This is a genomic window from Neobacillus pocheonensis (assembly GCF_050477905.1).
In the GTDB taxonomy this organism is placed as follows: Bacteria; Bacillota; Bacilli; order Bacillales; family Cytobacillaceae; genus Neobacillus; species Neobacillus pocheonensis_A.
In genome coordinates this window covers 357,148-381,536 of sequence record NZ_JBCNAD010000020.1, presented here as the reverse complement: position 1 = coordinate 381,536, position 24,389 = coordinate 357,148, and the positions used below count along the sequence as shown (strand labels likewise).

The 24,389-nt window shown below is 36.0% G+C and carries 20 protein-coding genes; 1 reads left to right on the top strand and 19 read right to left on the bottom strand.

Going from position 1 to position 24,389, the window contains the following annotated elements:
- Positions 1–11: 11 nt before the first annotated feature.
- The 8 genes from ABES02_RS12000 to ABES02_RS11965 all read right to left on the bottom strand — a co-directional run bounded on the left by ABES02_RS12000 (position 12) and on the right by ABES02_RS11965 (position 10,870).
- Complete coding sequence (locus ABES02_RS12000) at positions 12–1,295, bottom strand: ABC transporter substrate-binding protein (protein ID WP_430134702.1); 1,284 nt, start codon at positions 1,293–1,295, stop codon at positions 12–14.
- Positions 1,296–1,509: 214 nt separating this feature from the next.
- Positions 1,510–2,403 (bottom strand): carbohydrate ABC transporter permease, encoded by an 894-nt coding sequence (locus ABES02_RS11995; protein ID WP_430134699.1) that lies wholly within the window; start codon positions 2,401–2,403, stop codon positions 1,510–1,512.
- 60 nt (positions 2,404–2,463) lie between these two features.
- Positions 2,464–3,345 carry a carbohydrate ABC transporter permease gene (locus tag ABES02_RS11990; RefSeq protein ID WP_430134696.1) on the bottom strand — a complete coding sequence of 294 codons (882 nt, stop codon included), beginning with the start codon at positions 3,343–3,345 and terminating at the stop codon, positions 2,464–2,466.
- A 138-nt stretch (positions 3,346–3,483) separates the two neighbouring features.
- Complete coding sequence (locus ABES02_RS11985; RefSeq protein ID WP_430134693.1) at positions 3,484–4,503, bottom strand: LacI family DNA-binding transcriptional regulator; 1,020 nt, start codon at positions 4,501–4,503, stop codon at positions 3,484–3,486.
- 355 nt (positions 4,504–4,858) lie between these two features.
- The gene (locus ABES02_RS11980; protein ID WP_430134690.1) at positions 4,859–5,482 is read right to left on the bottom strand and encodes a YesL family protein; all 624 of its coding nucleotides are present in this window, start codon (positions 5,480–5,482) and stop codon (positions 4,859–4,861) included.
- A gap of 31 nt (positions 5,483–5,513) precedes the next feature.
- The gene (locus tag ABES02_RS11975; protein WP_430134688.1) at positions 5,514–6,827 is read right to left on the bottom strand and encodes an amylo-alpha-1,6-glucosidase; all 1,314 of its coding nucleotides are present in this window, start codon (positions 6,825–6,827) and stop codon (positions 5,514–5,516) included.
- Positions 6,828–6,908: 81 nt separating this feature from the next.
- A complete protein-coding gene (xylB, locus tag ABES02_RS11970) occupies positions 6,909–8,423 on the bottom strand; it encodes a xylulokinase (RefSeq protein ID WP_430134685.1) in 1,515 nt (504 codons plus the stop codon).
- Positions 8,420–10,870: an alpha-mannosidase gene (locus tag ABES02_RS11965; RefSeq protein WP_430134683.1), complete on the bottom strand. Its 2,451-nt coding sequence runs from the start codon at positions 10,868–10,870 to the stop codon at positions 8,420–8,422. The genes xylB and ABES02_RS11965 overlap by 4 nt, the downstream gene beginning before the upstream one ends.
- 211 nt (positions 10,871–11,081) lie before the next feature.
- On the opposite strand from ABES02_RS11965, the gene ABES02_RS11960 reads away from it, so the two are divergent.
- Positions 11,082–12,140, top strand: coding sequence for a lactonase family protein (locus ABES02_RS11960; protein WP_430134680.1), 1,059 nt, complete (start codon positions 11,082–11,084; stop codon positions 12,138–12,140).
- A 66-nt stretch (positions 12,141–12,206) separates the two neighbouring features.
- On the opposite strand, the gene ABES02_RS11955 is transcribed toward ABES02_RS11960, so the two are convergent.
- From ABES02_RS11955 to ABES02_RS11905, 11 genes are all read right to left on the bottom strand, one after another.
- Positions 12,207–13,043 carry a hypothetical protein gene (locus ABES02_RS11955; RefSeq protein ID WP_430134677.1) on the bottom strand — a complete coding sequence of 279 codons (837 nt, stop codon included), beginning with the start codon at positions 13,041–13,043 and terminating at the stop codon, positions 12,207–12,209.
- A gap of 178 nt (positions 13,044–13,221) precedes the next feature.
- Positions 13,222–14,334, bottom strand: coding sequence for an acyltransferase family protein (locus ABES02_RS11950; RefSeq protein WP_430134675.1), 1,113 nt, complete (start codon positions 14,332–14,334; stop codon positions 13,222–13,224).
- 44 nt (positions 14,335–14,378) lie between these two features.
- Positions 14,379–14,969, bottom strand: coding sequence for a YdcF family protein (locus tag ABES02_RS11945; protein WP_430134672.1), 591 nt, complete (start codon positions 14,967–14,969; stop codon positions 14,379–14,381).
- Positions 14,970–14,983: 14 nt separating this feature from the next.
- Positions 14,984–16,213 carry a glycosyltransferase family 4 protein gene (locus ABES02_RS11940; protein ID WP_430134670.1) on the bottom strand — a complete coding sequence of 410 codons (1,230 nt, stop codon included), beginning with the start codon at positions 16,211–16,213 and terminating at the stop codon, positions 14,984–14,986.
- A 38-nt stretch (positions 16,214–16,251) separates the two neighbouring features.
- The gene (locus ABES02_RS11935; RefSeq protein WP_430134666.1) at positions 16,252–18,075 is read right to left on the bottom strand and encodes a polysaccharide biosynthesis protein; all 1,824 of its coding nucleotides are present in this window, start codon (positions 18,073–18,075) and stop codon (positions 16,252–16,254) included.
- An 85-nt stretch (positions 18,076–18,160) separates the two neighbouring features.
- Positions 18,161–19,339, bottom strand: coding sequence for a DegT/DnrJ/EryC1/StrS family aminotransferase (locus tag ABES02_RS11930; protein ID WP_430134664.1), 1,179 nt, complete (start codon positions 19,337–19,339; stop codon positions 18,161–18,163).
- 54 nt (positions 19,340–19,393) lie between these two features.
- Positions 19,394–20,485, bottom strand: a complete 1,092-nt coding sequence (locus ABES02_RS11925) for a GNAT family N-acetyltransferase (RefSeq protein WP_430134662.1) — start codon at positions 20,483–20,485, stop codon at positions 19,394–19,396.
- Positions 20,486–20,533: 48 nt separating this feature from the next.
- Positions 20,534–21,298 carry a GNAT family N-acetyltransferase gene (locus tag ABES02_RS11920; protein ID WP_430134659.1) on the bottom strand — a complete coding sequence of 255 codons (765 nt, stop codon included), beginning with the start codon at positions 21,296–21,298 and terminating at the stop codon, positions 20,534–20,536.
- 25 nt (positions 21,299–21,323) lie between these two features.
- The gene (locus ABES02_RS11915) at positions 21,324–21,926 is read right to left on the bottom strand and encodes a sugar transferase (protein ID WP_430134656.1); all 603 of its coding nucleotides are present in this window, start codon (positions 21,924–21,926) and stop codon (positions 21,324–21,326) included.
- Between the two features lie 170 nt (positions 21,927–22,096).
- Positions 22,097–22,867: a glycosyltransferase family 2 protein gene (locus ABES02_RS11910; RefSeq protein WP_430134654.1), complete on the bottom strand. Its 771-nt coding sequence runs from the start codon at positions 22,865–22,867 to the stop codon at positions 22,097–22,099.
- An 82-nt stretch (positions 22,868–22,949) separates the two neighbouring features.
- Positions 22,950–24,350: a sugar transferase gene (locus ABES02_RS11905; protein ID WP_430134651.1), complete on the bottom strand. Its 1,401-nt coding sequence runs from the start codon at positions 24,348–24,350 to the stop codon at positions 22,950–22,952.
- Positions 24,351–24,389 lie beyond the last annotated feature (39 nt).

Genomic DNA, 24,389 nt, shown 5'->3' with positions numbered 1-24,389 from the left:
CAACTGACTAATTAATCCACTTTAAGTTCAGGGAATGTGTTTTTAACTTCTTTTTTGAAGTTCTTGATGACTTCATTGATATCGGCATTATTTTTTACACCTTCGCCTGCAACTTTTCTCCACTTACTTAAAACTTCTTCACCATATTTATCTGGTTTATAGGCAGGAATGTCCTTAACTGTTTCGTAATATGGTTTTAATACATTTTGGTCACCAAACATTGGAGCTTTAAACGTATCTAGATTGTCTTTATAAACTGTTAATAAACCAGGCATATTTCCAGTAGCTTCTAAGTTATGTTGCTGCCATTCTTTGCTGGCAATAAACTCGATAAATTTATAAGCTAAATTTTTATTAGGTGATTTTTCATAAATTGAACGATACGTACCACCCATATAGAATCCTTTTGGAGTTCTTGCAACGCCAAACTTGTTATTTGCCTTATTATCTTTGTTATCAACCATGAAGCCTGCCCAGGCCGGCATTGCTGTTAAAATAACACTTCCATCATTAATGGCATTTCCCCAGCCAGCTGAGAAGAATTCCAGTTTTGCGTCAACGTTGTTATTGAAAATTTCTTTTTGAATTTCATAGTTTTTCTTCCAAGCAGGATCAATTGTTAATTTTCCATCTTTCACCCATGGCTTTGTATTGTAGGCTTCCATGTTGTAGATATCGCCATAATGGGAAATTAAGTGCACTGTACCATTGCTATCTTTATTGACTTTTTCACCTAATGCAATAATCTTGTCATAAGAATCGACCATTTCACTGATCTTTTCAGGGTCATCTGTTCCTAAGTATTTTTTTGCATTTTCTTTGATATACCAGAAACCGCCTGGTGATGAGTGATCTGAAATCGCTTTAATATCACCCTTTGCATCTCTTCCTAATGCTTGTACATATGGTACATAATCCTTCACAAGGTCTTCTGCACCCAAATCAGAAAGGTTTACTGCATAATTAGAATTGATAAACTTGGCCATGTAGCCTCTTTCTAAGTCAAAAATATCTGGAACACCTTTACCTGTTTGAAGTACATTTAGCAACTTTGTTTGATATTGATCACCAGGGAATATTTTTACATCAACTTGTGCATCCGGATATTTTTTCTCGAATTCTGCAGCCATATCTTTTACTTGACCGAAAAATGTCCAGATGGTTAATTTACCTTCAACTTTATTATCATTATTTTTTTTAGGTGTACTTGAAGCAGTTTCATCGTTTTTCGAACATCCCGCAAATAGAGACAAAATAAGAACTGATGCAAATAGGATTGAAAGCCATTTTTTCATATAGATTTACAGCCCCTTTTTTTGGTATAATGAAAGTCTATTGTTTTTTCTTATCGATCCCTTTAAGTGGCTAAGACCGTCAATTCTTTCACACTTATTGGTGATAGATAAGTGAAGCTTTTCTTCAGTGGAGGATTAGTTCCATTCTCCGCTGAAGGAATTTTTTATGAAATGATGTTCCTGTACATCACCCCCACCAAGCAATTGTTGATTTTTATCCTTTTAAAGCACCTGCAGTTACACCACTGATAATCTTCTTGGATACGATAGAAAAGAAAATTAAGACTGGAATAACCGAAATGACTATCCCAACATACATTGCCCCGAAGTCAGTTGAGAACTGAGACTTCACACTGGCAATCATAACTGGCAGCGGTTGCAAATCATTGTCAAAAAGAATAATCATCGGTGTTAAAAAGTCATTCCACTTTCCAATAAAAGAAAAGATTCCTAGTGTAGCTACTGCCGGCATTAACAATGGGAGAACTAAACGATGGAAAATTTTAAGCTCGCCACAACCATCAATCCTCCCTGATTCCAGGATTTCATTAGGAATACTTGTATCACACATTTGTTTCATAAAGAAAATACCAAATGCATTTGAAATAGAAGGAAGAATAATCGGCCAATACGTATTTAACATATTGAATGTATCCATGAGCTTAAAAAATCCGATAATTCCCAATTGACCTGGGATCATCATTGTCCCTAATACTGCAAGGAACAGAATGTTTTTTCCTTTGTAGTTATATTTTGAAAACCCGTAACCCGCCAAAGCAGAGAAGTATAAACTTAGGATTGTTGACGTAATGGTAATAAATAAGCTGTTAACAAAGCCTCTCCAAATTGGCACTGTATCAATTAATCGATGATAGTTATTCATGAATTCTGTCCCTGGAAGCAGCAATAACTTCCTGGCAATCTCTGAATTTGTGTGAGATGAAGTGACCATCATGCTGTAAAACGGAAGAAGACAGGTAAATGCAACTATCAGTAGGAAAAAATATATTGCGAATTTCCCTAAAACTTTCTTCATATTTCTCTCTTTCCTTGGCTTGCTAATACTTAAGGAAATGTCACTTGCCGTAATACCATTATTTGTTTCCATAACGGATCTCCTTTCATTTGAACCCGAAAGTCTCCTGCTACAATAAGGCAAAAAGCTGTTTTACTGTTCGACTTTGTTCATCTTCGAAAACTTCATAGAAATCAATGAGAAGACTAAAATTATGATAAAGATTGCGTAGGCGATTGCTGCACCATAACTATAATCAAAGTTTTTGAAGGCTGTTTGGTATAAATACATAACCATTGTCAATGTTGAATTATCCGGACCATTTCCAAGCATTAATGGTGCATCAAATAATTGAAGACCACCGATAATCGATGTAATAAAGGTAAATAACAAGACCGGTTTCAAAAGAGGCAATGTAATTTTTGTAGCTATTTTCCAGCGGGAAGCACCATCAATCGCAGCAGCTTCATACAATTCCTCCGAGATTGACTGAAGGCCCGCGATAAAAACCAGCATGTTAAATCCGAAATATTGCCACATAATAACTGCTGCCACAATGAGCCTCGACAGCCATGGACTATTTAACCAGTTTACCGGGTCATCGATAAGCCCGATGCTCATTAACATCTTATTTACACTTCCCGTTTGCCAATCGAACATTAAACTAAACAAAACCCCAAGCGTAACCGGTGTTACGATATGCGGAAAATAATAAACGGCCCGAAAGAAATGCTTTCCACGAATAAACTTTTCATTAAGAATCATCGCTAATGCCAGTGCAAGAACTAATTGCGGAACGATTGATAGTATCCAGATAATTAAAGTGTTTCCGATCGATTTAAAAAAGAATGTATCATGGAGCAGCCGTGTATAATTTGCAAATCCGACGAATACGGGGTCAGAGAAACCATCCCATTTTGTGAAGCTTAAATAAAGCGAATAAATGATAGGTGTCAAACCAAAAACAAGAAATGAAACGAAAAAAGGGACCACAAAATAGAAACCATATTGTGATTTGTTAATAGAATTTCTCATATTGTCACAGCCTTTTTTTACTTATTTGTTTCAATATTAACCACAAAGTCATGATGCAAGAACATTTCTCATCTCATATTAAATCTAGTAATCTAGCATAATTACCAGATCGTTGAATTAATCACTAAGTAACATGTATTATTTAGATATCAGCTCAGATACTTTTCTACAGGAATCCCGAATTATTAGTTCCGGTTTTAAAAGGTGACGCTTAGGAGTGTATTCCTCTCCCTCATCCATTCTCTTAAATAATTCATTCGCTGCTTTTTTCCCCATTTCAAAAAATGGCTGTTTCGCGGTTGTTAGTGTTGGATAAGTCCAACTTGAAAGCGTAATATCGTCAAAACCTGTGATCGATAGGTCAGAAGGAACATTAAACCCTCTTTCCTGAACGGCTCTTAAAGCTCCTATTGCTGTTTCATCATTGGAAGCAACCACTGCAGTGAAATCGCCAATCGCTAATAATCGATTCATGGCGTTGTACCCTTCCTCATTTGACCAGTTTGTTGGAATAATCCATTCAGGTTTAACTTCTAAACCCAATTGGCTCATTGTTTCAAGATAGCCGGCTAATCTGTATTGTGTTGCAGCAGCTGCAGAAGGACCAGAAATATAAGCAATTTTTCGATGGCCAATTCTATTTAGATACCTTACAAGCTCAGAAATACCGAAGTTATTATCTACATCGACAGATACTAAATTATCCACACCAGCCGAATCACCAAAAACAACAACCGGAATATCTGCATCCGCGATATCCAAGAGATCTTGCTGGTTCCTCTTCCTAAAACTAATCATGATGATCCCATCTACATGGCCTTCAAAATATAAATTTTGAAAATAAGATTCATTGTATTTGTTGGAGGCCATACTGTAGAACACACAGTTAAAACCTTTTTCACTCGCTATTTCTTCAATTCCTCTAAAAATCATTGGATAAAAAAGGTTCGTCATACTATCAACAACAATACCAATGGTTTGTGTTTTATTTACTACTAGTCTTCTTGCATTTTCATTACGATGATAATTCAACTCTTTAATTGCTATTTTTAATGCTTCCTCAGTCTGTTTTTTTATTGGTAACCCGTTTAAATAACGGGATACTGTACTTTTTGATGTATTTGCCAGCTTGGCAACATCTTTTATTGTTGCACTCACTTTTTTACCTCCCTCCGAGAATATCACTTTAAAATAGGAACGTTCCCATTTTTAAGGAAAAAAAATCAATAATACCGAAACCGCTCCCACTTGCAAGTAAACAAATTTTTCAAATAATAGAAACCGTTTACATTCATTACTAAAAACTATTTCTAGAATTTGAAGGTTATATTTATTTAGTTAGTTAAAATTATTAGTTCCACTAACTAACAATTCTTAAACGCTACCAAAATAGGAACGTTCCCATTTTGGTATCCGAAAAATTCTATCTATTTCAAGTTTAAGGCCCTGTCTTGCTTTTGTCAAACTATTTTAGAATATTGTAAAAAAAAATAGTATAAGAGATTACTATAAATTATTCCTTTTCAATTTGATGAGATTTCGCGATCGTTCGGTATATATACCACATCCAGATATAGCTAATAATACTTCCGCTAAAAAACAGAAAAAGCGCAGGGACTTTCATTAACAAAAAATAAAGGGCATACGTGATAATAAATATACCAGCTGTTTTTAGCGGTGAAGAAACACTATATAAAAAACTATATTTAATATAATTGAAAAAACGGAATTGAAAATGAACGTAAACCGGAAAAAAATAAATGCAGGTTGTGATAAAAAAATAGGCGATAAAAATTGTCACTATTTTTAAAACAGAACTGCCAATCGTTTCCCCTAAGGCAAAGTAGTGGAAATCCACATATAATAACCAGCCGATTAATACAAAAATGAATCCTAAACCATTAACTTTAATAAATTCAGTTTTATATGTTTGCCAGAAGGTTTTAAAAATAGGTGTATCATCGACACCCATAATCCACTTACGAACAACAGAAAACATCGCTGCTGTTGAGGGAAATATCCCGAAAACCCCCAATCCAACGATCGTAAAGGCAAGCCATAACAATTGGAGAAAAGCAAAATTCATGATTAACTCCGTTATCCGATAGATTAAACCACTTAGTCCTTTTATTTTCATTCATAATCATCCTTTAAACAATTGGTAATATTTAATAACAATCCCATTGATGCTCGTGATTGAAAATATGTACCTTTTCGTTTTTTACTGCATTTTGTGCAAACAAATACATCGCTGCTGACCATGATTGTCCCGCATACCCCATCGGTCTTCCGGACAGGCCATGGAACCATTCGTTAAATTCCCACTCATTTTTCTTTCCAGCTTTATTCATATCGGCCAATTTTTCTAATTGATAGTTTGCTTCATCATACCTTTTCGCTTGAATTAGTGCAACAACATAGAATCCCCCAATAAATGGCCATGCTCCTCCGTTATGATAATGATGAGGCAAATTAAGATTTCGAACTCGGTAATAGTCTCGCCAATCCTTTTCACCTTCGCGTATAGGAGGGTAAAGGGCCTGAACCGGGAAAGGCTCGTTCATTCCGCAGCCATGGATATAATCCAAGATTTTATTTGCCTTCTCTTCATCAGCAATCCCAAATATAATCGCCATTAAATTAGCGAGCGTGTCAAAACGGTCCGCATAATCACGAAATCCCATATAAGGTAAATAGAATGGTCTCTCCACTAATTCTGTTTCCACTCTTTTCACAGGATAAATCCATTCTTTTCGCTCTTTTTTAATCCACTCCATTTTCTCCTTATTTTCTGGAGTAATCCACAAAAGGATATTAATTTTTTTCTTCACATCTTTAGCATTTTCATAATAGTGGGTTGAAGGGAGATGTAATGCTTCTGCCATATGACCCATACACTTCCAGGCTGCTGCAAATAAAACATTATCGAACAGAACATTATAGCGGTTGGCAAACAAATCCGCCCAATCCATGGCCTCATGAACTTCCAATAAGCCGCACTCATTGGAATCTTGATACCGCAGCCAAAGCAGTGCCTTCTCTAAATTCCCCCACCATTTTTGTAAAAATTCTACGTCTTTTGTTTCCATAAAATATGCATAATGGCCGATTATATACCAAATATTCCCATCTATACATCCAGCATGAATGGAATCTTCAACAGCTTGCCCGGTTTCCCCTTCGCCGTCAAGCATACCGCCATGTGCAATTAACGCAGGATCCGCGACGTTGGGAAACCCGACATTATGGGGAATCTTCCCTAAGTCACTTTGAAAGCGCCCTAATGTTTCTAATGACCTTCGATGTATTTTCGGACCCATGTCACTCCCACAAACTAAAAGACCAAGTCCACAAATCATACTATCTCTTGCCCAGACTTGTTGGTAGGCAGTACTTGACCCTAATAGACCAAGTTCTCCGCCATTTTGCAATAATATTTTTTCAGCCTTTTCCCTGCCTATTTCAACTATTTTCTCTTTCAATTTTCATTTCTCCCCTCAAACGAAATAAAAAGAATTGATTAATCCGCTCTTTTCATTTCCCTAAAATTTGTGGATTTTGATTCAACTAAAATCTAAATCATGTAAACTATGGAATACCTCTTTTAATGAATCATAGGCTTTTGAATAAACATGATAAAGCTTTTCATATTTAGAATGCAATCCTTTGCTTGGTTGATAAATGTTTTTATGCTCATTTAGTCCCCAGCACTTTGAAACTTCATCCAGATTGATGAATTCACCAGACCCTGCTGCAGCGAGCATAGCTGCTCCATACGCTCCACCGCCACGCCCCTTACTCCTTACCACTGGAACATTAAAAATATTTGCAGCCGTTGCAGCCCATATGTCATGTTGTGCCGCCCCTCCTGTTAATATCAGGTGTTCACACTTTTGAGCGGTAGTTTTTTCAACTAGTTTAAAAGATTGGTATAAAGAAAAGAGTACGCCTTCAACTACAGCCCTTGCTATTTCCGACTTGGTATGCTCGTTCGTTAAACCAATAAACGTACCCTTTGCTTTTTCATCCATGTAAGGCGAACGCTCTCCAAAAAGATAAGGCAAGAACAATAACTTCTTTGCTCCAGGATTCGCCATACTCGCCATGTCCAGCAAGTCATTTATTTCTGGTTGATTGCCAAATATTGATTCTGTTAACCATTTAAACGACATACCTGCAGACAATGTTGCCCCCATAAGTACCCATTTACCTGGATCTGCATGTGTTAGTGAATGCAGCATTCCACTCCTTTCAATGGCCAGTTGGTCCATACTCACAAATAGCTGACCGCTTGTCCCTACCGTGCAAAGCCAATCCCTTGAGTGAAGGATGCCATTTCCTAATGCTTGGGCTTGGGCATCTCCACAGCCGCAAGTAACTGGTGTTCCTTCCTTAAGTCCAAATGCAGCCGATGATTTTTTTGTAATAAAACCAACACAAGCAGTAGATGGTTTTATTTCAGGCAGCTTACTGTTATCAATTTGGGAAAGTTCAACGATTTTCTCAGACCATTGCATTGAATGCAAATCCATCATAAGTGTAGCCGATGCATCAGAATAATCCGTTTCGAACGTATCCGTTAACTGACTCCGAATAAAATCCTTTGGAAGTAAAAACTTATCTGTTTTTTCATACAGTTCAGGCTTGTGTTTCTTAAACCACAGGATTTTTCCCAGTGTAAAACTTATATTGGGACGATTCCCAGTAATGGAAACCCATTCTTCCAAGGTCAATAAAGATTGCAGATTGCCAAGTTCTTCTTCATTTCTGCGGTCAGACCAAATAATGGCATGATGCAGTGGAGTCCCACTGCTATCAACGGGAACGATACCATGCATTTGACCAGTAACAGAAATGGCAGCGATTTCTGTTACTATTGATGAATTTAATTTGATCACATCGGCCAATGCTTCCCTCATGGATTTTAACCAATGGTCTGGATTTTGTTCCATCCATCCATCGTTGGAAGTTAACACGTCATAAGACTTGGTTGAACTGATTACAATTTCACCATTTTGATTCACTATGACCACTTTGATTGATGAAGTCCCTAAGTCAATTCCCAAGTAGTGTTTCATACTGTTATCAAAGCATGTTCAAGATTTTCAATTAAATTCGTTTCATATATTGGTTCTTCAGGATTTTTCGGAATGCATAATGTTTTAATTTCCGAAGGTCCAAATTGTAATTCAAATGATCTTCCCCAGTTTTTCAATTCCACTTTTGCAACCGTCTCCTGGTGATTGGTTTCATAAAGGCGAATAATTAAATCATCATGATTTTCTGCCTTCTTTAAAGCAGAGAGGATAATGTTTGGATGATCAATGGAAATAAATGAATTCTCCTGCGGCAATGCTCCCTTATGGTATGTTTCCACAATCAGCTGCGGTTTTTGATTAAGTTCTAATGCATGCTTAACCGTTCCAGCTTCTTCCCAGCTATTTTCATGTGGCAGCAATTCATAGGTAAACGTTTGAATTCCTTGATCAATAATTGGGTAATCCTCATCGGGATCAGGCACAAATGGAGCATGGTGTGCATAGATTGGGCTGCGTAACACCGTAAGATTGATAGAATTTCCATTTACGTCAATCCCATATTTACTGTCGTTTAGAAGGCTTAGACCGTAAATATCTTTCCTCTGCTTATTAATCGTCCCCGTAATATCAACCCAATTTTGCATTGGTTTTTCGTCCCCATTCGTCTCCCGCGAAACATGGCCAAATGGAATTTCAAAAGTTGCATTTCTCTGATTAAAGCTTACAGGAAACTTGATTTTTAATGTTTGATAGCTTTCCTGCCAGTTCACCTTCACTTTTACTTCAATCTTGTTCAACTGTTTGTACATAATAAAATCCTGGACAATCGTTGAAGATTGATATTTAGAAGTTACACGAATAACTCCCTTAACTGGTCCTTCTTCAAGCTTTTTTATGCGAATTGGCTTAAATACTCCTTCAACTTCATCGAAGCGAAGTTTTCCGTGACCCCATGAATCAGATTTGTCATTCATGACCATTGGAATTGCTGCATCGCTTTTGAACACTTCAATTTGCTTCTCTTTGTCATATAAACTGCTAATCCCGCCAGATTCTTTATCAATGACAAGTCTGAAACGATCATTTTCCATTTCAAAATCGGATACTTTTACTGATTCAAATTTTTTTGCCGGCTTAGCAGCACGAAGTTTATACGTACTGTATCCTAATGGCGGCAGGTCAGCAATAAATGCAACTCTTTTTCGATTGGGAATTTTGGCAACAGAGTCAATGATTTGATATGGTACTTCATTCCCTTTTACATCTTCAATAATGAATTCCTCTGGTAACAAATAATTAACGAACAGCCCATATTCAATTTCAACATTCACTTTTACAGGCCATGAGTGTGGGTTAAAGATAACCATTGGTTTCATATCTTTTTCTTCTTCAATATCAATATTCCAGCTTAACGATTGCAAAGCGTAATTCAAATTCCGCGAAGAAATGCTGATGGATTCACCAAATAAATCTCTAGCATCTGTATACGCTGCTTCAATACTTGTCCCTGCTAAAATATCATGGAATTGGTTAAATAAAATTCCCTTCCAAGCCTGATTCATATCTTCCGGATATGACTGTTCTGTTGTCCAGTCCGCAATGGAGGAAAACTTCTCAGCCATCAACGTCAGATTTTCAGAGTATCGATTTAGTTTTTTTACTTCGGAGTGAACAGAATAGCAGCCCACTGCATGCTGGTGGAGGTCATCATGGACAACTGGAAGCTGCTCCTTAAAACTCTCCACATGGTCAAAAAATTCATTTGGAGAACTAAAGATTAGGTTTGTATCTCCCAATGTTCCATTCAACTTTTCAATAATCTTAATATTTTCTTTTGTTGGTCCGCCGCCGTGATTGCCGACACCATAAAAGCACATTAAATTATTAAATGAATGTTTAAGCTCTGATTTACAGTGCATAATATGATTTTCCAAATGATCGAAAGTACAATATTCAAAAGGGATACGAAATGCTTTTACTCGGGAACCATCTTTGGATTCCCATAAAAATAACCGGCTTGGGAGTCCTTTTTCATCCGGACCTGGCCTCATGAATACATATGAGTCCATTCCTGATTTTTTTAATATTTGCGGAAGCATTCCATTATGCCCAAAGCTATCGACATTGTAGCCAACACTGGCAGTTACGCCAAACTTTTCTTTAAAATAATTTTGACCTATCAGTCCTTGGCGGACAAATGATTCTCCGCTTGGAATATTGCAATCAGGTTGAATCCACCAGCCGCCACAGATCACCCATCGACCTTCTTGAATTCTTTCTTTTATTTCTTGAAACATTGTGGGATCATTTTTTTCAATCCATTCGTAATAGGCGGCAGAGCTGGATGTAAAAATAAAATTCTCGTACTCCTTCAATCGATCCAATGCTGAACGAAATGTGGCTTTCACTTCTTGAAAGCCTTCTTGCCAGCGCCAAAGCCAAACGGGATCAAGATGGGCATTTCCGATCATAAACATGTTTTTCATAAGAGAACTCCTCCAATTACAGAATTTATTTTATATTATCCACAAAATGTAATCGTCTTCATTTCAGATTTATGCTTCATTATAACACCTAAAACTTAGTTTGTGTATCCGATAAACTAAGTTATTGAAATAATTAACCACACTATTTATTTAATAATTATTAGATAGTTTGTTAAAATAAAATGATTAACTTTGTCGAAGGAGATTGATGATGATAAACACTCAGAAATTCATTGGTTTTATTGGAACATATACTAAAGGGGAAAGCAAAGGGATCTACTCCTTTACCTTGGATACTAATAAAGGGAAAATAGAGGATATTCATGTTGCAGCAGAATTAGAAAATCCTACATATGTAACTATCAGTAATGACAACCAATATCTTTATTCTGTTGCCAAGGATGGGAATTCCGGTGGAGTTGCCGCATTTTCTATTAGTGGAACGGGCGAACTAACAGCAATTAATAGTGAGGGTTCAGAGGGATCTCCTCCGTGCCATGTAAGTGTTGACAGTCAAAATCGCTTTGTGTTCAGCACAAATTATCATAAAGGATCAGTAGAATCTCAGCCTATCAATCAGGATAATGGCTCTGTCAGGCCATCTGTTTCCGTTATAAAGCATGAAGGCAGGGGACCAGATCCAAGACAGGAAAAGCCCCATACTCATTATGCAGGACTAACTCCTGATGAAAAATATCTCGCCGTTGTTGAATTAGGAATCGATGCCCTAATTACCTATGAAATAGGTGCTGAAGGAGAGCTAACTGAGGTTAGCCGGTTACCATTAAAAGCGGGGAGTGGACCGAGACATTTAGCTTTTCATCCGAATGGGACGATTGCCTATATTATGACGGAGTTTAGTTCAGAGGTTATTGTGTTAACTTATCACCCTGAAAATGGACATTTCACTGAAAAACAATATATTTCGACTCTGCCAGAGGATTTTAAAGAAAATAACCAAGGCAGTGCGATTCATATTTCTCGTGACGGTCGTTTTGTTTATGCCGGTAACCGGGGACATAACAGCATTGCTGTATTTAGAGCAGATATATTATCCGGAGAGTTGAGCTTTATTGAACATACTTCTACTGAAGGGGATTGGCCAAGAGATTTTACTTTAGACCCGACCGAGAAGTTCATTGTGGCTTCGAATCAGGAATCGAGCAATCTTGTTTTGTTTGCCAGGGATGCAGCCTCTGGAAGGCTAACTCTCCTGCAATCGGATATAACGGTTCCACACCCAGTTTGTATTAAGTTTTTAAAAATTTAAGATAAAAACAGGATGTTTTTTAAGCATCCTGTTTTTATCTTATCTTCTCAATTCAGCAATGTTAATTTAAAAAGTATCAAATCGATTTTTTGTTTTTCCACTATTTAAAATTCGATTTGCAGGGATGGATCTCATCACCAAGTCATTATAATTACTCTCTGGCTTAAATATAACAACTGGGTTGGTATGTTGTATTAGGTGCAAATCCCAACACATACCGTCTACCTTATTGTATTGTCCTTGGATCGTCAGGATATGATTGGTATTGCTCGAAGGCTGGACCTGTAAATTTGTAAAGTAGTTACCACTACATTCATTTGGAATCGTTTCACTGCCTTCTAATACAATATTTTCAATACACTCTTCCAATGAAATCTTATCAAAGCGATTCGCATTTACATAGGCAAATCCACTAGCAGGTTTAACAGCATTTAAATAAATGCCTTTCTCAAATGATACAATTTTTATATCCGTAAAGTTTAAAAATGAAATCTCATGTCCACTTCCGCCAGAGTACAACCGGATTCCAGTCCCTGATACTGTGCCTGTCCAATTCACTAGTACAAGATTTTGAAGCGACGTATTATTCCATGTATTATAATATTTATATTTTCCATCCAAATAAATAACTTCTTTGTTGTAACCGGTATAATCAACCATAATACTAGCATCCCACAAGGAAGAATCCTTTTGTAATTCGAACCCTCTTACATTAGCACCAAGTACAAATCTTGTCCCATAACTCCCTTGCAGCTTAACGCCCTGTTTAATAATAACCGTTCCAGTCATATAATAATCTTTATCAGAAGCAATCACTGTTTTCCTAGAATTTTGGAAAGCAAAATCAATAGCTGCCTGAATCTTCGCCTGTGGTGTACTACCTGTAAAATCCTCAACAAACACATATGGAGGTTCCGCTATTTTTTATTTCCCCTTTCTAATTTAATAGTTTACAAGGTAGTATATGAATTCAAAAAAATAAAATATAATTAAATCGTACATAGGTATCTAATTTATTTTTAATACATTAATAGAAACAACCCCTAAGTAATGAAAGAACATTATTTAGGGGTTGTTTCTATTAAGGCTTATCCATGTATCGTTTTTCTATCCAGAACTGTTTGGTTACTATTTTTTTATCATTCATTCCTATCGATATTTTCCCTGCAAAATAGATTCCATATGGAATTTTGTTCAGAACAAATGTAGAGGCGATTGACAGTAACACACTTCCAATGAAATAGAATACAGTAAGGACAAATGGATGAATTTCTAAGGAGAATCGAGTGAAAGCTGCATACATCAAAGCTAGAAACACAGGATGGATTAAATAAATACCGAATGAATATTGACTAATCCAAACGAAGATTTTAGGTACTTTAGGAATTTTTGTAGCAATATAATAAATCAACAAAATCATACTTGTGGTAAAAAAAACCATATCCACTCTTTTGGATGAAATACTAGAGATTATCTGTGAGTCAAATAACAATAAACAAATGGTTCCGATTAGCAAAGGACTACTAATGATCCATTTTGCATTTTTACTTAAAAAGTTAATAAAAAGTGAAAAGTTTCTCCCACAGTAATAGGCAAGCGTAAAATAGAACAACCAGCCAAAAAAGGGTATCCAATAGAATTTTTCCCAGATATATACACCTATTACAGTTGGATACGGTTTGACAAAATTAAAAAATCCTAAATAAGCTAAGTTGATCAGTAGGGCAATGCCCATTACCAAGGAAGGTTTCCACTTTTTCAAATATTTATGGAAGAAATAATGCAGCAGGTAAAATTGAAAAATAACTAAGATAAAATACCCATGGTAATCCCCCAATAATAGATGCCGCCATAAAAAATCCCCAAATGAACTAAGCAAATTATTTCCCGAACTTATTGACTGTTCGAAGGCTTTTAAGAGGGCATAAAATGTACCAAACAAAATATAAGGTATCATAATATATTTTAGCCGTTTAGACCAAAAATTGGACGGAAGATCTTGTGGGTAAGAACGTGACAAGATAAATTCCGAAATAAAAATAAAGGTAGGTGTACCAAAGGTTAATAAGACTCTTAGCATGTTGACTGTATGATTTTCATCACCATAAGCTCTAGCCAGTGAATGGAGAAGTAAAATACTTAAACAAGAAATACTTCTCATTAGGAATATTTCATTTATTAATTTTTTCGGCAAAATTCTCGCTCCCTTCCTATGAAAATAAAATAGTACCGTTAGTATTATTCATCAAAGTATACTCCTATATATTGGTATAATTTTCTTTTTGCATCGTTTCCATAAACCCCAAAGGTGTTGCCAATTATTTTTATATATTCACTAATTGTGGTACCAAGGCTGCGCTTACTCATCCACCATAGCTTTGGATCATATGAAGAAGCACTAGATACATAAATTAGCTCCATATGGCTCCCCTTATTTACCCTGATGAAATTGTACTTAACTCTCCTCATATGATAATCAGATGAGACTACGATTGCAGAGTGGTAATTATTATTTTCCATTATTTTCTTCACATTGGCTGCACTTTCATATGTACTATCAGCCTTATCTTCTAATATTACCGATTTCCTTGGTAATTGGGTAATAGCCTGTTTCCATAGATTGTCCGCCAATCCATTTGATACAATAATTGTACTTGCATACCCCGACTTATAGAGTTCCATTCCTTTTTCTAGACGCCCTTCCCCTCCACTTAATACAACGATGGCATCCACTTTTTTTGGTTCTTCATTTATAACTAGAAATCTCCCTGCAAAGAATAGAACAAGGATAATTAATATAATTATTGGTAAAAAAACTCTTTTTCGCAAAATGCGGATCATCCTTAAACAGTTGCTTGTTCAATAAGGCTATAAATTTCACCGTATGAATGTCTTCTATCAAATTTTTCTTCTGCTAATCTTCTGGCGTTTTCACCATGTGCTGAACGTAAACCTTCATTATTATAAAGCCGCTCAATTAATGCAGCTAATTTTACAGAATCACCAGGATCATAGTTATATCCAATTTTCTCAGCATTCACCATATCCATAAACTCCTTATTAAGGCTGCTATTTAATATAGGTAAACTAGCTGATAAAAAGTCTCCAATTTTATTTGTAATACTTTGTTGCGCACCCTTACTGATTGCATTGGCTGCTATATCAGAACGTACTAAATATGGAATCATCTCCTCGTATTTAAAATGTCCCATAAAATCGACAGGTGCATCCAATTGTTGGGCCAACTTTTCAAATTTTGGCTGTAAGGGTCCTGACCCGAATACTTTAAACACAATATTGGATTTCCCTTTGTCTTTTAGCATAGAGACTGCACGAATCACTGTTTCCAGATCATAACTATAGCTAATGGTACCAATATAGGTAATCCAAAATTCATTTGGTTCTTTCTTTACATGATTTTTTTTATAGTTATCAAAAACGCCTAGATCTGTTCCGATAAAAATAGGTAAATAACTTCTGGCATTTAAATTGACTTTATTTACACGCTGTACATAACTTTTTGAAACACCAACAACGTAGTCTGCTAAGCTGTAGATTTTATTTGCATAGACTGAAAGTGGATATAAGATGACATCCACCAATACCTCCGGAAGAGGAATGGCATTTTTAATTGCCTCAGGCCATACGTCCTGAATATCCATAATAAATGGTATCCGAAGCTTCTTCGCATACCGTCCAGCAATAAAAGCAGCATCCATCATCGGATAGGCACAATATATCACGTCAGGCTTTTGCTTAATATTTTTTAAATATAGCTGCAGTTGTTTGGAAAAGTGTCTATGGCTTTGGATCCGATCAATACCAATATTCTTTTTGTATCCTAGTTCATCCAGCATGATGATTTTATATTTCACGCTTCTATTGATTTTTTCTATTATATTTTTATCGCGAAAGTTTTTATCACTATGTTTAAAATTACTTGTAAGTAATGTTACCTTATGACCCTTGCTGCTTAATTTGTCTGCAATATAAGTGAATCTATTAAATCCTTTTTCACCTGGGAGTATTGTAAAGGGAGCGACTAAAAGAATTTCTCTACTATTTGTTACCATCCTTCCACTCTCCATCCGACCTTAAGTTAGCATTACTACTAGACAACTACTTTCATGGTTTCTTTAGTTTGTCTGGGTTGATTGGTCATAAACAGCAGTACTTCCTTAAGTGTTTCTCTATCTTTATGGATAAAATTTTCAAGTAAGTCTGTAATTTTCGTTAGGTCTACATTCACTGGTTTACCTACGAATATTTTTGGATGGATCTGATAATCCTGTACTTCATTTTGGTTTAGAATTTCTTCAAAAAGTTTTTCACCTGGTCTTATTCCAGAGTAAGTAATTTCTATCTCATTCTCCGAATAGCCGGATAAGCGGATTAAATTTTTAGCCAAATCCACGATTTTTACTGGCTCTCCCATATCAAGAACAAAAATTTCCCCGCCTTGCGCACGTGCTCCAGCCTGTAAAACAAGTCTAGAAGCTTCGGGGATTGTCATAAAATACCTTGTCATTTCAGGGTGTGTAACCGTTACAGGGCCGCCTTTCGAGATTTGTTCCTTGAACAGCGGGATGACACTTCCCCTGCTTCCCAACACATTGCCAAAGCGGACTGCAACGAACCTTGTGTTGCTTTTTTGATTTAGCTCCTGCACAATCATCTCAGCAATTCTCTTCGTAGCTCCCATTACACTTGTTGGGTTTACTGCCTTATCAGTAGAAATCATTACAAAGGTTTCAACACTATTTTCTCCTGCTGCTTCGGCAACATTTTTTGTTCCAATCACATTGTTCTTAATGGCTTCTTCTGGATTTCTCTCCATTAAAGGAACATGCTTATGTGCCGCTGCATGAAATACCACCTTTGGTCTATATTCATTCATAATTGCAGAAATTTTATCCCGGTCCGTAATATCCGCAATTTCAGTTACAATTTGAATGTTATTACCCAATGAGGATTTCAATTCCATTTCAATTGTATAAATACTATTCTCCCCATGACCAAGTAGGATAAGTTTTGATGGTGAAAACTGAGAAATTTGCCGGCAAATTTCAGAGCCAATCGATCCACCGGCACCGGTTACAAGTACCACGCTATTGGAAATATATTTTGAAATCGAATTTGTATCTAATTCAACTGGCTCCCTCCCTAATAGATCACAAGGTTCTACATTGCGAATTTCATTAACAGAAACCTTACCTGTTACTAAATCTTCAAACAATGGCATCATTTGTGTATTAATCTTTGTTTTGGTGCATTCCTGATAAATACTGTGCAATTCTTTTTTATTTAGGGATGGGATAGCAATGATAATATTTTCAATCATTAGATTATTGACTGTATCTTTGAGGGTGTTTAAGCCGCCAAGTACTGGCAGCCCCAAAATTTCTAGGTGCTGCTTTTGTTTATTGTCATCAATAAATGCGACAGGAATAAGTTCCCCGTCACTATGCTTTAATTGCCTTGCAACTAACATTCCCGCTGACCCTGCACCAATAATAAGCGTTCGTTTCTTAACTGCTTTGTTTCCTGAAAAATAGTTATCTTTATAAAGACGCCACGAAAACCGTGAACCACCAATAAAGAACAAATGCATCATCCATGTTGTAGTCAATATTCGAAAATATATTTGCTGGCCAATAATAAATTGAATAATCGCTGCCGTTATGATTGATAACGTGACGGCCTTTAGAACGGTTATCAACTCACCGACACTAGCATACTCCCATGCACTTTTATACAGCTTATATTTATAAGCAAAGAAATGATGGCTTAACAGCAAGGTTGTTGATACAAGTATCAAATGGACCTTAGGAACAACACAGCCTGAGAACAATAGGAAACTGCATATATATGCGGATGTGAACACGATTAAAGAATCCACCACTACTAAAGAAAGAAACCGTTTCAGAAAACTCATTATTGACCACTCCTTTCTTTTTTCATTTTCAAAAAAACTTCGTATCGTTCTTATTAAAGAACACACGGACAAATATCGCCCTTACCTACGTAGCAATAAAATGCTGCTTTCTTTTACGACTTATAAAAGATTGGATTGTTTGGATGACCCGTGATTGCTCCTCTTCTGTCATGTTCGTCCCTGAAGGTAAACAAACTCCTTTTTCAAATAAACGATCAGCAACGCTAAAATGACTGGAATGCGAATAAAACCTGTATCCACTGAATAATGGTTGTAAATGCATGGGTTTCCATACTTGTCTCGCTTCAATGTTTTCTTTCTCAAGTTCCTGTATTAACTCAAATGGTGTGAAAAATGGGTGTTCCGTATCGATAAATAAAGTCGTTAACCAGCGATTATGACGTGTTCCCCGGTATTCCGGCATAAAAACAATTTCTTTCATATGACTTAGTTCACGGACATATCTCTGAAAAATTGCCTGTTTTTGTTTTACTCTTTCTTCAATCACTGCAAGCTGGGCGATTCCTATTCCCGCCAAAATATTACTCATCCGATAATTATAGCCAAGTTCCCTATGCTGATAATATGGTGTATTATCACGTGCTTGCGTAGCCAGAAACTTCCCTCTAACTAATGCCTCTCGATCATCCGAAACAAGCATTCCCCCGCCTGAGGTAGTAATTATTTTATTACCATTGAAGGAATACACCCCAAATTTACCTATAGTCCCACTTTTTCTCCCCATGTAAGTGGAACCAAGTGACTCAGCCGCATCTTCAATAATCGGAACCTGATAGTAGTTGCAAATTTCTATGATTTCGTCCATTTTGGCATTCTGGCCATATAGATGAACGACAATTACAGCTTTGGGCAGGTTTCCTTCTTGTTCAGCGTCCATAAATGCCTTTTTCAAAGCTATTGGTGACATATTCCATGTATCAAACTCTGAATCGATAAACACAGGCTCAGCTTGTTGATAAAGAATAGGATTCGCACTAGCTACAAATGTAAGTGTGGAGCAGAAAACTTTATCTCCTGCCTTCACATTCAGTAATCTTAATGCCAGGTGGATGGCGGCTGTACCCGAACTGACTGCAAGAGCACCGGCTGCACCAACATATTGAGAGATATCCTTCTCAAACCTATCTACATTTGGACCTAATGGAGCAATCCAATTAGTTTCGAATGATAAATTGATGAATTTCTGTTCATGACCGGTCATATGCGGTGATGAGAGAAATATTCTCTTATTATTACTTCCCATCCAATCACATCCATCCTTAAAGGCATACTTTCTACTAGTCTTAAAAAGTTTAGATTATTGATTACTTAGAAGATTTTGCAGGGCCAAATCTGGATGTCTATACATAGGAAAATAATCACCAGCGACTGGAAGGTTCTTTATTAGCTCATGATAAATTTCCTCATTACGAATTCTTTTTCCAATGTAAAAAGGCAAATCTCCATATTTATTAAACCGTTTTTTAAAGCGATACAAGGTGTCGCTATCTCCTGCATATCCTCCGCCTAAATGTAAAATTTTCTTTCCTTTTGACTTTGCCCATTCCACAACGTAATGAATTAAAAAATTATTAGGTGCGTATTTTAGATATTCTTCATCGGAACCTAATAATTGATAATGGATGAATTCACCATAATGCATAAAAAAGCACGACATGATTACTTTATCCCCCATCACCACCTCGATTAATTCCAAGTGATTCTGTAAAAGTTCAACATTATTTTCAAAAAAGCTTCTCTGAAAATAGTAATACTCATAAGCGTTTTTCTTATCCATTGTTTTATAATATAGATTCATAAAGTTTTCTAATTCACTTGGCGATCGATGGACCATACTAAAATATTCATTTGTTTTTGCCTTCCGTAATCTATTTCTGTTTTTATTATCGTAATTTGCCCATATGTCTTCCAAGTCTAAGGATAAATCAACATAAACAGTATGACGATTTAAAGTGGATTCAATATCTTTATAATCCTGATCATTTCGAATTAAGGGGTGAAATCGTACAAACTCGGTTATTATGTTTTTTTGATAACAGTACGATCGAAATGAAGCCTCAAATTGGCGAAATAACTGTTGTTTCCTAATCTCATCCTTTGTATTTGTAATAGGCCCGCCATAACCGTATGGAGTTGTAATATCATACAAATCCCCATATTTTCTTTTTACATCCTCTGCAAATTTTAAGTCATTAAGTCCTCTCAATAAAAACGGGTAATAAACGAAATCCTGACCATCTTCGTATATGAAGAGCTGCGCCTTCCCGTCCCCATTTCTCTCATAAACTTCTAAATATTCAGGAGTAAAATATATATCCTTTCTTATGGACTGGTCTAAATATTTATGCCAGTTTTCTTTTTCACATAAGTCAAATGTTTTATAAACCACTAAAAGGCCCCCACATAATTAAATTTAAAAGGTTCATTTCGACCCAACTCAAATTTCTAAATTCATCCTGTTGCTTATACAAGCCAATGTGAAGGTGTTGTCGTCAGTGAATACTTCGTTTGTCAATAGAAGCAGTTTTCTTTTTGGGTCTATCTGATAAAGAAATTGAAGCAAATCCAGATCTTGGAGGAATTTAGGATTCGTTAATCGATAGAATTGATTTTTAATCCTGCCTATTTGGTAAACTCCCTTTCTAGTTGTGCAAGTAAACATTGAAAAATCATAGGCCTTTTGCTCTGCTTCAGCATTGGGATAATTCTCTATATAAGATTCATAAGTATCGATTCCAGACGTTAAAGGGAGCTGCTCCTTAACATACCAGTAAGTAGAATCCTTTTTTACAAAGCCAATTTTTTCATACCAATTAACTGCTTCTGAGTTGTTTTCAAAAACATCAAGTGACATCATAGATTTTCCGTATTTATCTAATAACTTATATCCGTGTGTTACTAAAAGCGATTTCCCTATACCCATTCCCTGATATTCAGGGAAAACATAAATATTATTTAAAAAAAGATTATTTTCAAATATTCGCCATTCTGTATATCCGGCCATATGGTCATCAACAAATGCTCCATACATCTTCACTCTTCGATTTTCTTCAGGAATTGTAAGCAAATTCTTTATATATTCCCCGTAACCCTTTGCACTAAAAATAGTTAGTGAATAAATATCCTTATTCATTCCTGACTCAATCAGTATTGGAATTAAATGGGCATTGTTCATTCCTAACGGTTCAATACGTATTTTCATTGTGATATATTCCACCTCTAGAAAACTAAGCTTTCATCCGTCGTTCCACGTCAAAATCTAACATTTGCTGATCAGGTACATCAGCAATCCCATCCCGTATTACTGTTTTACTGATTGTCTTAAGAATAATTTTCAAGTCTAAAAGGAAAGAGAGGCTTTCCACATATTTAACATCTAACGTCAATCTGCTGTTCCAATCTAACAGATTCCTTCCTTCCACTTGGGCATATCCGGTAATTCCTGGCCTAACGGAATGCCTTTTTCTTTCTTCCACTGTATAGTAAGGTAAATATCGAACTAGCAGGGGACGCGGCCCAACCAAACTCATGTCTCCTTTTATCACATTAAATAATTGTGGTAACTCATCTACACTTAATCGTCTTAGCAAAAGTCCGACTTTGGTTAATCGAATGGAATCCGGTAAATCGGTCCCAGCTTCATCCTTTTCATTTGTCATTGTCCTAAACTTAAATAGTGTAAAAATTTGCTCATTATATCCCACTCGTTTTTGTTTAAAAAGAATCGGAGAGCCTAATTTCACCCTGACCACAATGGCGACTAGAAGCATGATTGGCCAGAAGAGGCACAGGAGAAATAAACCCGTAAACAAATCAAATAATCTTTTCATAGTCCCTCCACAAAAACACGATATAAAGCTTATAGATGTTCTAAAAAAAGAACTGTTCATCGAAAATTTTTTTGCTGCCTCTATTTTGCAATTTAAAATGACTGTTCTACAAAAACAATATTATTGGTAAATTCTAATCAAATATTTTAGAGATATTCAGGGGTCTTTTTCTATGTTTTTGAATGTTTCAAAAAAGCGTGAAGTGAATAATTTGCAAAATACCATAATGCAGAAGGGATATTGATGTTTTCAATCTTCCTATACGTATTCCATGTTTTCCGAGCAGATTTTAATTTGTTGCTCGATAGTGAAACTTCACACTTTCTGTATACTGCTAACTCCTCATTCAAGCCATATGCTGAGATTCCTCTTGAAAGGATAGTAAGCCAGAGTCCATAATCCTCGGAGCAATCCCGATGTAATGGCATTTGTACCCTCCCTACCTTTCTTTTATCCAGCATCACTGTTAATGTCCCAATCATTGTATTTTTTAATAGGGATTTATAATCCATCTTGACTGGTACTCGCAATACTACGTCCGTTCTTTCCCCTTCTTCGCTCATAATCCTGTAATCAGAATAAGTAAATGCAAAATTATTTTTTTCCATAAACATTAATTGCCGCTCTAATTTCCGGGGAAGCCAAAGATCATCACTATCTAGAAAGGCAAGATAATTTCCCTTTGCATAAGCTATCGCCCTATTTCTTGCAATGGCAGGTCCACTATTTTTTTTTAATTCAATCAACTTAATTCTAAAATCATCCATCATTGCCTTCTTGACAATATTAACAGTGTTATCTAATGAGCAATCATCTACGATAATCATTTCCCAATTTGTAAAAGTTTGTTCTTTGACAGAACGAATGGTTTCAGTAATAAATTTTGCAGAATTATATGATGGAGTGATAATTGATACAACCGCTTCGCTTGAGGATTCCATTTTCGTTTTTCCACCCTCTCCTAGTAAATTTAGGTATTTGTATGCCGCGCCCCCACTGTGTTAACCTCTAAAAAGAAGTATTCTAATGATTAATCACTTTGTTTTGTTCAAGTTTATTTAGCAACTTCTGGTTGTGAACATTAGCTTCTTTTACTCCTTGAGCTTGTTCAGGCTGGAGAACAACTCTAATTGTTTGAAGTAGAATTTTCAAATCCAACAAAAGGGAACTATTACGAACATACAATAAGTCAAAGCGCAATTTATCTTCTACAGGAGTCGTATAGTTAGCCAGCACTTGCGCTAACCCTGTTATACCTGGCTTAACCGTTAATCGATAGGAGTATTCAGGGAGTTTTTGTTTAAATAGATTAATAAAATGTTTACGTTCTGGTCTAGGTCCAACTAAGCTCATATCACCTTTTAGAACATTAAATAATTGTGGAAGTTCATCTAAACGAACAGCCCTAATTAACCGACCAATTAATGTAATTCTTGGATCTTTAACTGAAGCAAGTACTGGACCTGTCTTTTTTTCTGCATCTTGAATCATACTTCTAAACTTATAAACCCAATATGGATTCCCATTAAGTCCTATACGCTCTTGTTTATAAACAGCAGGTCCTTTTGAGGTGAGCGGAATTAATAAAAATAAAACCAATAAAAAAGGACTAGTAATAACCAATACAATTAACGAAATAACCAGGTCAAACATCCGTTTATAAATCTGTTGACCTACGCTTAAACGGGGAGGAGTTATCGAAATTACCAGCATATCATCAATTTGCTGTGTATTACCACCAAGAACTGACAATTCAAAATACTGCGGAACCAGCAATATTTCTTTTCCATGTTTGTTACAATAGCGTACAATTTCCTCTTTATCCTCCATTCTAATCGTAGGACTAATAAGGAATAGATCACACTTCGTCACATAATCATTGATAAGACTCTTTTTGGCTATAGGGATAAATCCTAATATTTCAAACCACCCCTTCTTTTGATGATTTAGAAATTTACTAGCGATATACAGCCCTGTGTTTGAATCATCACCGATAATATAGACTTTCTTCTTACCGTGTAATTTCTTGTTAATATACCAAATACATACACGCGTACAGGTTAATAAGACCGTCTGAATAAGAAATGCTACAAAAATAAAGCTTGGCTTGAAAGCTAGATTGAGTGCCCATATTGAAATTATTACTTCTATTCCTGTGAAGGCAGCCATCGATAATACAATTGAATATACTAAATGCTGAATACTTTTTCGGCGCCAATCTGCATAGAGGTCATAAAGATAAAAGACAAAAACTGAGGTAGCGGCTAGGAGCATTAACGATGAATAAGTACTGAAAGATTCCATGTTCTCAATCGATAAATGATGTAATACCCAATTCGCAACAAAAAATCCACCATACATTAACGTAATATCGACAAGTGCAAGGATGATTTTTAAAAATTTTCCTTTATAGTCTTCATACATTACGATTCTCCTTTCTATCAAGCTGCCTATAAATTAAAA

Bases quoted from the DNA above. Each gene is read 5' to 3' on its own strand.
- ABES02_RS11935 (WP_430134666.1), bottom strand. From the start codon at position 18,075: ATGAGTTTTCTGAAACGGTTTCTTTCTTTAGTAGTGGTGGATTCTTTA.
- ABES02_RS11940 (WP_430134670.1), bottom strand. From the start codon at position 16,213: ATGGTAACAAATAGTAGAGAAATTCTTTTAGTCGCTCCCTTTACAATA.
- ABES02_RS11960 (WP_430134680.1), top strand. From the start codon at position 11,082: ATGATAAACACTCAGAAATTCATTGGTTTTATTGGAACATATACTAAA.
- ABES02_RS11915 (WP_430134656.1), bottom strand. From the start codon at position 21,926: ATGAAAAGATTATTTGATTTGTTTACGGGTTTATTTCTCCTGTGCCTC.
- ABES02_RS12000 (WP_430134702.1), bottom strand. From the start codon at position 1,295: ATGAAAAAATGGCTTTCAATCCTATTTGCATCAGTTCTTATTTTGTCT.
- ABES02_RS11905 (WP_430134651.1), bottom strand. From the start codon at position 24,350: ATGTATGAAGACTATAAAGGAAAATTTTTAAAAATCATCCTTGCACTT.
- ABES02_RS11930 (WP_430134664.1), bottom strand. From the start codon at position 19,339: ATGGGAAGTAATAATAAGAGAATATTTCTCTCATCACCGCATATGACC.
- xylB (WP_430134685.1), bottom strand. From the start codon at position 8,423: ATGAAACACTACTTGGGAATTGACTTAGGGACTTCATCAATCAAAGTG.
- ABES02_RS11910 (WP_430134654.1), bottom strand. From the start codon at position 22,867: ATGGAATCCTCAAGCGAAGCGGTTGTATCAATTATCACTCCATCATAT.
- ABES02_RS11995 (WP_430134699.1), bottom strand. From the start codon at position 2,403: ATGGAAACAAATAATGGTATTACGGCAAGTGACATTTCCTTAAGTATT.
- ABES02_RS11920 (WP_430134659.1), bottom strand. From the start codon at position 21,298: ATGAAAATACGTATTGAACCGTTAGGAATGAACAATGCCCATTTAATT.
- ABES02_RS11980 (WP_430134690.1), bottom strand. From the start codon at position 5,482: ATGAAAATAAAAGGACTAAGTGGTTTAATCTATCGGATAACGGAGTTA.
- ABES02_RS11965 (WP_430134683.1), bottom strand. From the start codon at position 10,870: ATGAAAAACATGTTTATGATCGGAAATGCCCATCTTGATCCCGTTTGG.
- ABES02_RS11990 (WP_430134696.1), bottom strand. From the start codon at position 3,345: ATGAGAAATTCTATTAACAAATCACAATATGGTTTCTATTTTGTGGTC.